Raw genomic sequence first — 11,363 nt, 5'->3', positions numbered from 1 at the left:
ATATGAACACCCTGGATCGAACCGCTTCCCACAGCATTGGCCAGTTGCAGCAAGCGCTTGAGGCTGGAACGCTCACCAGTGAGTCCCTGGTTTGCGCGCAACTGGAGCGGATCGAGCACTTCAACGGTCAACTCAATGCTTATGTCGAGGCCTATCCCCAGCGTGCGCTCGGTGCCGCCATCGCGGCCGATCGGCAGCGGGCTGCGGGCGTCAAGCTGGGGCCATTGCACGGTATTCCGGTCGCGATCAAGGATTTGTTCGAGATTGACGGTAAGGCCATCACCGGTGGCTCGCTGGCACAGAAGCCGCGTATCTCAAGGCTGACCGCCACGGCCGTCCAGCGACTGGAACGCGCTGGTGCGATCATTATGGGTAAGACCCACACCGTTGAATTCGCTTTCGGGGGGTGGGGCACAAATGCGGTGATGGGCACGCCGTGGAACCCTTGGGACCGAGAAGTGCATCGTGCTCCCGGGGGTTCCAGCAGTGGTTCGGCGGTGGCCGTGGCTGGCGGGTTGGCCAGCGCGGCGTTGGGCACCGATACCGGCGGCTCGGTGCGGATCCCTGCGGGTATGTGTGGTCTGGTTGGGCTGAAAACCACGCGTGGGTTGATCAGCCGTCACGGTTTGATTGAGTTGTGTCCATCGCTGGATTCGGTGGGGCCCATTACGCACACCGTCGAAGACGCTGCGTGGATGCTTGATGCTCTGCTGGGGCCGGATCCGCTGGATCCGGTTTCGGCCAAGTCGCCGGTATTCAGCGCCGCAGCGGGCTTGAATCGTCCTGTGGCCGGTCTGCGCATCTGGGTGCTGCCACAGACCGAACGAGTACACATCGCGCCCGGCGTATTGGCCGCGTATGACCGGGGGCTTGAGCAATTGGCGGCACTGGGCATGCACCTGATCGAACAGCCGCTCCCGACTTCGCTGGACCAGTGCATGCGCGTCGCCGGTGGCCTTATGAGCGCCGAAGGCTACGCCAGCCTTGGCAGTTTGTTCGAGCGCGGTGATCTGCGCTTCGATCCTCATGTGCAACGTCGGGTGCTGAGCGGACGGGCCATCGACGCGGCGGCTTATATCCATTTGCACACTCAGCGACGTGTTGCCCGTCAAGCCATGGATGAAGCCATGTCCAATGTCGATGCCTGTGCGTTTCCGACCAACGCCATTGGCAGTGTGCCGTTAAGTCAGATCGATGAATATGGCACGCCTCTGGCTTTGCTCGGGCGTTTCGCCAACCTGCTCAATCTCTGTTCAGTGGCGCTGCCGGTGGGCTTCGACGAGCAACGCATGCCGGTCTCGATGCAGATCGTCGGTCGTGCTTTCGCCGAACCCTTGGTCCTGCGGATAGCCCACGCTTACCAGCAAGTCAGTGATTGGCACCAATTGCGGCCTGTGGGCTGGGATCTGTCGGACAGGGTGGTGGCGTAATGGAGATCTGTGTAGTCGGTGCCGGCATCGTCGGATTGAGCAGTGCCTGGTTTTTACACAAGGCCGGTCATCACGTCACCGTTATCGATCGGGCGGGAGGGCCTGGCATGGGGGCCAGCGCTGCCAATGGCGCACAATTGAGTTACAGCTATGTACAACCGCTGGCTGATCCCTCCCTGCTCCCGGGCATTGCGAAATTGCTATTGGAGCGCAACGGACCGCTGAAGTTTTCGCCGCAATGGAACGTGGAGCAATGGCGCTGGTGCGTTGAGTTTCTCGCGGCCTGCCGCACGTCCGTTTCGCGTCAGACCACAGTCGAGTTGCTGGCGTTAGCGCATGAAAGTCGGCTGGCGCTGGACGAATTCATCAGTCAGGAAAAGGTGCAATGCGACTTCGCCCGTAGCGGAAAACTGGTGCTATACCCTGATGCTCAAAGCCTGCGCAAAGCCAGCGAGCAGGTGCAATTCCAGGCTGGTCAAGGCGCCAGGCAACAAAAAATAGTCGGCCCCGAACAAGCCGTATCGATCGAACCGGCACTTGAGGGCTACAAGAAGGCGTTTCACGGTGCGATCCATACCGACAGCGAATGTGCGGTCGACGGGCGCAAATTGTGTGAGGAGCTTGCGCGGCTATTGAGCGAGCAGGGGGTGCGTTTTCTGTTCGACAGTGAGGTTAGCGGTTTCCAGCGTGAGCGCGGGCGCATCACCGCGTTGCAGATACACCACGCCATCGAAGGCCCTGGTCTTTTAGGAGCGCAGGCGGTCGTGCTGGCGGCTGGCGCTTACAGTGCGGGGTTGTTATCAGCGTTCGGTGTGCGCATGCCGGTCTACCCGCTCAAGGGCTACAGCATTACGTTGCCGATCACCGATTCGATGAATGCACCGACGGTCAGCGTCACCGACATGCGGCGCAAAACGGTGTTCGCACGGATCGGTGACCGCTTACGCGTCGCGGGGATGGTCGAGTTGTGTGGACTGGATGCATCGATTCCCGCCAAGCGTATCGAGCAACTGAAAACCTCGACGCAGGCATTGTTCGGCCTGAAAGCGAACGCCGTTGATTGCCAGCCTTGGACGGGCTGGCGTCCGGCGACCCCCACCGGGCGACCGATTCTGGCCGTCAGCGGTTGTGACAACCTGTACGTCAATTGCGGCCAGGGTGCGCTGGGCATGACCTTGGCGTTTGGTAGCGCTCAACGTCTGGTCCGATTGATCGACGGCACAGCGTCTTAACTTTCTCAATTCATGGAGTAAACCGATGGCCACGATTCAACGTTTTCAAAGCAGCGCGCGGATGTCCGGTGTGGTCAGTTGCGGCGATCTGCTCTACCTCTCCGGCCAGGTGCCCACTGATCTGCAAGCCGGCATCGAAGAACAGACGCATCAGGTGCTGGCCAAGATCGAGGCCCTGTTGACACTAGCGGGCAGCGACAAGGGACAACTTTTGAGTGCACAGATCTGGTTGAAAGATATTGAGCGTGATTTCGCGGCAATGAATTCGGTGTGGGACGCCTGGCTACCCACGAACAGTGCTCCGGCACGGGCCACTGTCCAGGCAAACCTGGCGCGACCCGAGGTGCTGGTCGAGATCATGGTGACCGCAGAGAAACTGGCTTCTGATGTTTGAGGCCTTCTCGGGAAATTCAGGATTCGGGTGTTGCGTGGTTTGCCCCCGTTGCTTAGCGAAACCAAGTAGCGCTGAAACCCTTGATTTCACTGGATTTCAGGCACAAAAAGACGTCCGTGGACGTCTTTAGATGATCAAATGGTGGGCCGGGGTAATCTGAACTGATCGTGTATCTATCTGATTTTGAGTAATAAATTGGGTAAGATTTTTTTGATGGAATACGTTAGGGAATACCACTGAGCGCGCTGTGGTTGTGTAACTAATAATGGCTACGATGGCATGCTCGCAAGAGGGCACCATTATCTCCCAAGGTACGTCGCCTAGAAGGACCCATTGTCGGCAGCAACCGATCCGTATCTGACGTTTGCCAAAGGTAGAAAACGGTCAGAAGCGGTCCTTCGTAGGAGGAGATTTACAACCGAAAACTGAAAATTGGAAGCGTTTAGGAACTTTGCGGCGATTTAAGGAGACTGTTCATCTCTTTAAGGGACATGAAATATCGAGAGTAAACTCGAATTTTGAAGCGTCTGCCAGCATCTCTCTTTGAAAATACCTATACCTTACAGGTGATGCCTATACCAAGAGCCTTCACGGAACGAATATGCTTTAAGAGCAAATAACAATAACTAATTAAGTTGGCAAATGCTCTGCGATAATACCAATAATTACTTTTGAGCCTGTCACTTGTTTAATATCATCATGATAAACGCTGGGGCGAGCATGAAAATGAATTCTACCACGATTGAAGGTAAATTTTGTATGCCACTCGCAAACTAGCGGGCTGTCATTAATCTCAATACGTCTTCTCGCCATAGCACGTCTATTGCCGTGCGTATTGGCGCTCTCAGGAGAAATTTCTACTCCTCTGCTGGCAGCCAGCTGAATGATTTGAGTGGGAAGATTTTCTTCAAAATCAAGTATAGCAAAATCATTCAAGTAAGACAGGTGACAAATAATAGCGCTGGAATATTCCCTATAACCTATCCCCATCCGTTTAAGATCACTAGGGTCCGCATGAAAGTAGATGTTAGGAAACATAAGCTCACTAAATCTATCTAAATGTTCTGGTTGCATCTCCAATGCATTGAACAGGAAGCGGAGCGCCAGTTGAAAACTCGTCAAATCAAACACGGTACACATTTTGCCGCTACGCCACCAACCTTCGGCGCTATAATCTAATCCAGTTACACATCCACCAACTCCAAGTCTCGCCAGTTCAATGACACCAGAATCAAGAGACCTACCATATTCGATAAATTCGCTCTCGCTTCTTTCAATTGCCATGTCAAAACGAAGAATCAGATCTCGATAGTCGCCATCGGCGCAATGTGCATACAAAAGGTCTGCAAATAATACCCCATCGAACTCTAAAGAATGCAGGTCGCGGATGTAATACAGTTTGGTGAATTCTGAAGATGCAATCTTGTCCAGGGCATCTACAAATCGTTCAAATGTCGACAGGCGATCGGTTAAATTATCGAGACATCCAGCAACAAAACTTTCGTCCATAAAGAAGTTCATTATAATTTTCCAGTTGCTAAGGCTCGGAGATTTTTAGAGTGCTGGTCAAAGAACCCCTCAGGCCATCTGTCAAGCTTACCATCAGCTCGAATCACCACTTGTTCGGCATGTGTTGACTCGTTTGAATGCTTGGTAAAGAAATAAAGCTGGATGTCTTCAGCAAGAACATTCTCTCTTAGTTTAACGGCCAATCTGATCCCATCCAGCACGTGATCACTGTGGGTTTCAATTAACACCTGAACACCAGAAAACGAAGCCATCGCCGCTAGAATGCCTAGGCTGGTTTGACCGCGAGGATGCAAATGAGCCTCCGGATTTTCTAGGATTAGGAAAGCGCCGGATTTTTTAATTCGCTCGAACCAATGCACCACTCTTGGATCGGAATCATCAACTACACTGGCAGGCATAGTAAGAAGCGAAAGCACAATAGGCAGTGCATAGCTTATCCCATACCCAGAGTTCGTTGGCCTGTAACCATCAATTGAAAGATGTGACATATCAAATTTTTCTTGTACGCCATAATCTAATCTGACACCTGGAGCAATATCACTCATCCACCAGCTCAATTGAGTCTTAAGCGTATTCCCCGGAGCACTCGGGTGCCTCAGGGGCTCCGGTATGATGCATCCCTCCATGAGCGCAGTGAAATGAGCTGAGTACTCACCATTTTGACCTATGGATAAAGAAGATACATCATCCCCCAATGTAGGAAGGCCGACGCGAGGACCAAACCTATCCGCAGATATAAATTGGATTAAAGGCGGAGGGGTTTTCCGCACATGAGAAAAAGAGTTTTTTGATATGTTTAACGAGATATCAGTGCCGTCTAACTTTGCTACCTCAATTTCTATTGAATCATTGGCTCCGGCCAGCCGAGAGCGAAGTTCGGAATAACCGCCAAGCCCATTTATATATGGTCCGCCGACAACATGCTCTGATAAGCACATTCTGAGTGCTTGAATGGCAGTACTTTTCCCTGTGTTATTCAATCCGGTAAAAACCGTTAATTTTTTTAGTTCAAGAGTCTGGAGTTCGAAAGACTTAAATTTTTTTATATCTATACTTTTAAGCACGTTGGTATTCCTTAAGTAGCGAAATCACTCTTGAGTACCTGTCTCGCACGCCGGCAGGTTCGCTGCCGTACTTACCGATAGCATCAGAGAACGCATCATCATCTAAAATTTCATAGTACTGCTGCAAGAATTCTTCTTTGTTCGCAATAATGGTTTCATATGTTGACTGGGAGATTCGCGCAAGTAATACAGTCCACATCTCAAATAGCGATTTATTTATCGGAGTCTTTCTGCGGTTATCATGCGACCTTCTAAATGCATGCTCGCCAAACAACGAATAACTTCTGAGAAGCGCACGCTTGAATGCCTCAGCTAACATGGCCTTATTGTAGGTTACCCTAACAGGTACCGTGTGTTCTCTATTTATGTGCCTCATGGTATCTGCTAGAAACCCATCCATATCGCCTTTAAAGTCAGCTCTTTTTCTTAAGTAAAAAGACATAAATCGTAAGACCAGTTCTCGGCCAGCCATTCGGTCATCTTTAACTGTTTTGCCAACGACCTTTAAGTAGGTTGGGCTTTCAACCAATTCTTTCAGTAAGTCTGATGCTTCACCTTGGTAAAGGGCGTGCCTGATTTCCTGAGTGGACAGCCTCATCCCACCAGTATTAATTCTTTTGAAGATGTTTCTTTTAACTTTTTCTGGGGTGTCTGGATTTATAATCGTAAAGGAAAGCTCAGCCTCCATAATATTGTTTACAATGCGCGCCGCGTTAAGCTTTCGGTCGATTGTGTAGAAGTCTTTCCCATCAAATGGCCCACTCCAAAACTCCAAGCCTCTAAGCTTAAAGCCTTTGCCGTCGTCATCTTCTCCTAAGACAAAATCCTTTATAGTAGTTAATCGCTGCAGCCCATCAACTACTTCCCACCTTCCATCCTTATCCTCGGACACATAAAACATCGGCAACGGAATCCTTAGCATCATAGACTCTATAAGCAGGCTCTTTCGTTTAACATCCCAGACGAAATTCCGTTGAAAATTTGGAGCTAGCTTTATAGTGTTATTGCGGATTCTTCTTAGAACAGTATCTAGAGCCACAACCTTTGACGATAGCGAGATGGATGCCGGATCAAATGGTTCTCCCGCGTCAAATTGATTTCCCTCTAGTTCCCTCTCAACGCCGGACCCAACTCCTTCGTCCGCCAGATCCTCTTGAATATCAACGGCCATTAATATGTCCTTGCATCGCGGTAATTTCTCCAGTTCGCCACATTTTGTGGAGTCTAAGCATCAGCCGCCTCATACGAAGCGCTCGTCCCCTCGGCAGGGACGCTTTGGCACCCCTAAAGCCATTAAAACTCCGCAATGATGCAGCCCATGAGTTGTCTGCGATGAGCTTCAACGTAACTCGAAAGTAACTCGGTTAACCTTACACACGGTTGAACCGAACGAGAAGCCTTTGCTATCGCCGTCCAGGCCGTATACCACAGCGATTAATTGGCGACCAATTTAATCACGGTTCTCGCATTTGTAGACCCCTCCCTCCAAACGCGGACTGCGTGTCGGAAAGGTTCTGGCCATTTTCTACCTCACGCGACGGGTAGAAATCGGCCAATTGCTACCGCATCAATGGTCTCCCGTATGACCTTCGCAAAGCGCACCCCGGAAGCTTACTTAAGTACGGCACTTGGTGGCCGATAGCCTCTCCATGATTACGCACACGCAATGAGTAAGTGGGCCGCAACGCTGGCCACTCGAGAACACCACACACAAGGATTGCTCGTATGGGTTGGGAGAAACTGATCGTTGCTGGAGCCGCAGCTGCGGTCGCGGCTAGTGTTGCTTACTGGAAACGTGACGAAATCAAAGATGTCTGGGAGAGCCTGATCATCAGCCTCAAAGGCAAGCGCGTGGCGGTGTTGGGAGAGCGGAATGTCGGCAAGACAGTCCTATTGAGGTTCCTTGCCAGTGGCGAGGTTCCCGACGAATACATGCACCCCGAGCAAACCATGTTGACCGAGAAAGTCGAACGAAAACGGTTTGCGATGGGTGACCTGAAGCTGGATCTGAAAGAGACACGAGACGTTTCCGGTGGGCATGATGCAATCGAGGAATGGAAAGCACTGCACGATGAAGCTGACATCGTCGTTTATCTGGTCAATGCTCAACAGGTGAATCAGCAACGCATCAGGCGCGACCTCGAAAAGCTTGAAAGCTGGAGCAAGGCACGGGCGCCCCAGCCCACACTGGTCGTGATCGTCACGCATATGGATCTCGACCCGACGTACGTCGCCACACCGGCGTCCGGTCTTGGGCATTTCCGTGATCGCTTTGTCAAACTCAACCTTGACGCGGGCCTGTCGAAACTCAGCCATAGGCCGCCAATCATTCTCGGCAGTCTGGTGAATCGAGACCAGGCGGCCAAACTCGTCGCGACGTTGATCAAGACGGTGACGGCATGATGCACGCGAAGGTTTTTCAGGCTCAAGCGCTGGACAACAGCTCTTCGGACCATTTGCGCTTGGCGGAGCATAGCGTCGAGCTTCGCAGCCCGATCCGAGAGCAGACATATTCCGGAATGGCCAGCATCAGTGCCCAAGGCACCGTCCTGTTCGCACAGGATGGCGTGAAGCTGTTCGTCAAAGGCAACGCAGCTGTATTGCAAGTTGTCGCCGAGGAACGCGACCATGCGGGCCGGTTGGCGCCAGTCGTGTGCTGGGTCGAGCATGATACTGAACAGGGTTCAGAAGCAGGTGGTGTCGATGCGGTGTGGGCGTCGCTTGAGCAGTTCGCTACCGCCATCGGGCGCAGCTTTTCCGAGCCCAAACGGTTGGCCGCGCGGGAGGCGCTTGAGCTACTCGCAAAAAAGCAGCCGAGCCAGAGCTTGATAGCTCTGGCGATAGCACTTCTGCAGCGCGAATGGGCAGCGTGGCTCAAACGCGTGCTGGCGGCATTGAAGAATTTCGGCAAGTGAACGAACAGAACACGCGCATCGCGCGCAAGGGGAGCAATGTGACAACAGGTAGGATTCCGCTGGACCATAGCGCGCGCAGGGTCATGCTGGTGTTGGATGAAAACACAATCAATGAGTGCTTGTACGACCTTGAGCCAGAGGCCAGAGGGTTTCTATTCGATCCCCAGTCTCACATCGTACAGTTCCCCCTGGCGGCCGATGAGCCGGATAGTCAGGCGCTGCAGAACATTATCGATGCCGACTTGCTGCGGCCAGGCGCGGTGCTCTTGCAGAGCCCGTATGACCGCAACGCCTACGTGGACCTGAGCCAGGCAACCGATCAGTTCGCAATAGAGAAGCTCCGGCATTTTTCGCGGCTCTGCCAATACCTGGGGGCTCGGGACGTAACCGTTGAGCAAGTCGAGGTCAGCAAGGACTCATCGTCCGAAGTGTACGAGTTGAACGGTAAAGCTCCTGTTGCCAACCTCGATTTCAAGGTCGAAAACAAGGCGAGCAGTTCACTGGCCAGAAAGTTTTCTATCAATACCGCATTTCGCGGAGGCAGGCCCAACACCGATGCCGCCGAAAATTACTTACGCGGCAAACAGCTCTGGGGCGACGTGGTGATGCGCAGCCTGGTCGAGCAGTGCGCTGATGAAGACAACCAGATCCTTGAACAGAAGGTGACTATCAGCCTGTCGAGCGAGTCGAAGCGTACCTTAGGCGTAGTGGCCAAGCTCCACCTGCCAGCCAAGGGACTTGGACTGACGGCAAGCTATTTGGCCAGCGCTCAGTCCAGCGTAGAGTACCTTCTGACCTTGACGGTGAAGTTTGACGCCCGTGAAACCGATAGATTGTAGAGACATGCCGCCAAAGTCTCCGAGATAAGTTAGCAGTACTGGAATTGGACTGACGAGCCATGCATTAGTGGGGCTTTTTATGATGTTGGCGGTGTAAAACAGATATTATCGCTGTTTGGTGTCGCAGGACTGCTTGAGGTGATCCGGAGATTTACTGAGCCGTTGTGCGTCCGGCAGCAGCCCTTCAGAAGATGATGCGGTCCAAGGCGCGCAGATAATTTCTACGCAGCTAACTGTTAGCTCGCCACGGGCCGCTTTGGCCGAAAGGGCACGTTTCCGTCTTTGTGCTTGTTGGATGGGCCCATCGCAATCCGAACCCAACAAACGTGCTTCCAATCGGTAATTTCAGCTTTGTGCCGCAAGTCGTTCCGATTGCTGGATTGCGGGTTTTGGCAATGCCATGCGCAGGCTTTCGCGATACTGTTCCGCCGGCGCTTCGTGGGTTACCTCGACAACAGAATCGTAATTTTCTCGAATGACCGACTCAATCTCAGCAATATCCGCGCGGAAGAACTCCTTGCGCCCGTTAACCTTGTTGAGGCGACCTACGGCAAAGCGTTCGTGCAGTTTTGCTTCCAATGCGGGAGCGTTATTCGAGAAGACCATCGCATGCACGTCAAACCAAAACGGTACCGACGCATCACCCAGCTCATCAACTCGATCCATGGGCTCTAAGCGGCGCGTCATACCGATCTTGTAAATTCCTTCCCCGAATGCCCCTAGGTTGGAGATCACGTACACGTAGCCGGCCTTAGCATTCTGTTCGCGATAGTCAATGAGCTTTTCTTCGCTCTCTAGCTCGGCTCGGCCCGCTTCGACCTCGGCTAGCTTCGCCAGCAAGGCGGCACGCTCTTCTTCAGATTCTACTTTGTCCAGGCGAGCCTGGAGGTCGCGCATGGCGGTCGTAAAGTGTTTGCGCTCCTTGGCTATCTTCTCCCGGGCTGCGCGAATCTCCTGCTCCAGCTTCTGTTGTTCTCTCAACTCTTCTCGGGCGCGCTTTGCTTCTTCCTTTTCCTCTTGCTTCTTGATCTGAAACTCTTGGGCAAGGTGCAGTTCATCGAGCTTGAGGCTCAGATAAGCGCGCGATATCTCTACGCTCATAATCTTGCCAAGGCGATTGCAGGTTTCGAACGATTTGAGAATTCGTTTCTCGCCCAGTTCGACGTTGTCAAATTTAACGTTGTCCACACAGACATCGGCTTCGTTGTTGAACGAGCGAATCACCAGCTTGATCATGTCGTTAACGAGCTTCCGACCTTGAGCCTTGCTGTCGTTGACTGTCCAGTCCATGTTCCCGGTCGCTGCCTCCCCGCCCTTAATCATCGCTTTCTGACGCTCGCGGACACTTTCCAGTCGGGACTTGTATTCTTGGCTGGTGGTTAGCTTGAACTTGGGTTCATAGAGCGCAAAGCTTTCCAGCAGTAACGTCTCCTCCCATACGAGTATCTGCCCCTGCAGATCAGAGGAGCGTTGCGCTAGCGCAGCCACCTCCCGCTCAGAGCGCTGAGTTTCTTGGCGGGCGGCAGCAAGCTTCTCTTTCTCTTGTTCGATTAGTTTCTGAACTTCCAAGACGTCCATGGCGCCGATCTTCGTAGTGAGCGCTTGGAGCTGCGCATAATGCGTTTGGAGATCCGAAAGCCGGGCTTCCAAATCATCCGCGCGTTGCCGGTGGGCGGGGCCTTTCCAATAGTCGCTAAGGGACACGGGTTCCTTCCTCGTTTCTGAATCAAATGGTCGTCCAGTTCCAAACCAACGCAGGCGCCTTTAAAGCGCAAAGCGTGAAGGCCGGCTGCGTAGTGATTCAATCGCTTTCAGCGTTGATATGCACCGGGTCGGGGTGGGGCTCGCTAGGAAGGAAGGCGAAAATGCAGAGACTTCTTTCCTTGTGTAGTGAGCCATTATTAGGCCATCCCTGGCTAGAATGAGCTGAAACAGTCATTCGTGCAAATCGTTGATGTG

10 protein-coding genes are annotated in these 11,363 nt (G+C 52.7%); 6 read left to right on the top strand and 4 right to left on the bottom strand.

Going from position 1 to position 11,363, the window contains the following annotated elements:
- Positions 1-2 precede the first annotated feature (2 nt).
- From BMY45_RS03200 to BMY45_RS03190, 3 genes are read left to right on the top strand one after another with little or no spacing between them, the layout of a single operon-like run.
- A complete protein-coding gene (locus BMY45_RS03200) occupies positions 3-1,430 on the top strand; it encodes an amidase (protein ID WP_092394411.1) in 1,428 nt (475 codons plus the stop codon).
- On the top strand, positions 1,430-2,662 hold the full coding sequence (locus BMY45_RS03195; protein ID WP_092394408.1) for a D-amino acid dehydrogenase: 1,233 nt from the start codon (positions 1,430-1,432) through the stop codon (positions 2,660-2,662). The genes BMY45_RS03200 and BMY45_RS03195 overlap by 1 nt, the downstream gene beginning before the upstream one ends.
- Positions 2,663-2,687: 25 nt before the next feature.
- Complete coding sequence (locus tag BMY45_RS03190; RefSeq protein ID WP_092394405.1) at positions 2,688-3,056, top strand: RidA family protein; 369 nt, start codon at positions 2,688-2,690, stop codon at positions 3,054-3,056.
- 630 nt (positions 3,057-3,686) lie between these two features.
- Here the strand turns inward: BMY45_RS03190 and BMY45_RS03185 are convergent.
- The 3 genes from BMY45_RS03185 to BMY45_RS03175 are packed head-to-tail and all read right to left on the bottom strand — an operon-like array spanning position 3,687 to position 6,821.
- The gene (locus tag BMY45_RS03185; RefSeq protein ID WP_092394402.1) at positions 3,687-4,577 is read right to left on the bottom strand and encodes a hypothetical protein; all 891 of its coding nucleotides are present in this window, start codon (positions 4,575-4,577) and stop codon (positions 3,687-3,689) included.
- Entirely contained in the window at positions 4,577-5,650 is a 1,074-nt protein-coding gene (locus BMY45_RS03180) for an AAA family ATPase (protein ID WP_092394399.1), read from the bottom strand. The genes BMY45_RS03185 and BMY45_RS03180 overlap by 1 nt, the downstream gene beginning before the upstream one ends.
- Complete coding sequence (locus BMY45_RS03175; RefSeq protein ID WP_092394396.1) at positions 5,643-6,821, bottom strand: DUF262 domain-containing protein; 1,179 nt, start codon at positions 6,819-6,821, stop codon at positions 5,643-5,645. The genes BMY45_RS03180 and BMY45_RS03175 overlap by 8 nt, the downstream gene beginning before the upstream one ends.
- A gap of 554 nt (positions 6,822-7,375) precedes the next feature.
- On the opposite strand from BMY45_RS03175, the gene BMY45_RS03170 reads away from it, so the two are divergent.
- Genes BMY45_RS03170 through BMY45_RS03160 form a run of 3 tightly spaced genes read left to right on the top strand, consistent with a single transcriptional unit; the run spans position 7,376 to position 9,404 of the window.
- Positions 7,376-8,053 carry a GTPase domain-containing protein gene (locus BMY45_RS03170; protein ID WP_092394393.1) on the top strand — a complete coding sequence of 226 codons (678 nt, stop codon included), beginning with the start codon at positions 7,376-7,378 and terminating at the stop codon, positions 8,051-8,053.
- Positions 8,050-8,565, top strand: coding sequence for a hypothetical protein (locus BMY45_RS03165; protein WP_092394390.1), 516 nt, complete (start codon positions 8,050-8,052; stop codon positions 8,563-8,565). The genes BMY45_RS03170 and BMY45_RS03165 overlap by 4 nt, the downstream gene beginning before the upstream one ends.
- Positions 8,562-9,404 (top strand): hypothetical protein, encoded by an 843-nt coding sequence (locus BMY45_RS03160; protein ID WP_092394387.1) that lies wholly within the window; start codon positions 8,562-8,564, stop codon positions 9,402-9,404. The genes BMY45_RS03165 and BMY45_RS03160 overlap by 4 nt, the downstream gene beginning before the upstream one ends.
- Before the next feature lie 345 nt (positions 9,405-9,749).
- Here the strand turns inward: BMY45_RS03160 and BMY45_RS03155 are convergent, their stop codons facing one another.
- The gene (locus tag BMY45_RS03155; protein WP_092394384.1) at positions 9,750-11,108 is read right to left on the bottom strand and encodes an SNIPE associated domain-containing protein; all 1,359 of its coding nucleotides are present in this window, start codon (positions 11,106-11,108) and stop codon (positions 9,750-9,752) included.
- Positions 11,109-11,363: the final 255 nt, after the last annotated feature.

Source organism: Pseudomonas sp. NFACC39-1, from assembly GCF_900110355.1.
GTDB lineage: Bacteria > Pseudomonadota > Gammaproteobacteria > Pseudomonadales > Pseudomonadaceae > Aquipseudomonas > Aquipseudomonas tehranensis.
Note: the sequence above shows the minus strand (reverse complement) of the source record. Positions and strands in the feature narration are given on the sequence as shown.

Coding starts and splice junctions, on each gene's coding strand:
- BMY45_RS03200 (WP_092394411.1), top strand. CDS start 3: ATGAACACCCTGGATCGAACCGCTTCCCACAGCATTGGCCAGTTGCAG.
- BMY45_RS03195 (WP_092394408.1), top strand. CDS start 1,430: ATGGAGATCTGTGTAGTCGGTGCCGGCATCGTCGGATTGAGCAGTGCC.
- BMY45_RS03190 (WP_092394405.1), top strand. CDS start 2,688: ATGGCCACGATTCAACGTTTTCAAAGCAGCGCGCGGATGTCCGGTGTG.
- BMY45_RS03185 (WP_092394402.1), bottom strand. CDS start 4,577: ATGAACTTCTTTATGGACGAAAGTTTTGTTGCTGGATGTCTCGATAAT.
- BMY45_RS03175 (WP_092394396.1), bottom strand. CDS start 6,821: ATGGCCGTTGATATTCAAGAGGATCTGGCGGACGAAGGAGTTGGGTCC.
- BMY45_RS03170 (WP_092394393.1), top strand. CDS start 7,376: ATGGGTTGGGAGAAACTGATCGTTGCTGGAGCCGCAGCTGCGGTCGCG.
- BMY45_RS03165 (WP_092394390.1), top strand. CDS start 8,050: ATGATGCACGCGAAGGTTTTTCAGGCTCAAGCGCTGGACAACAGCTCT.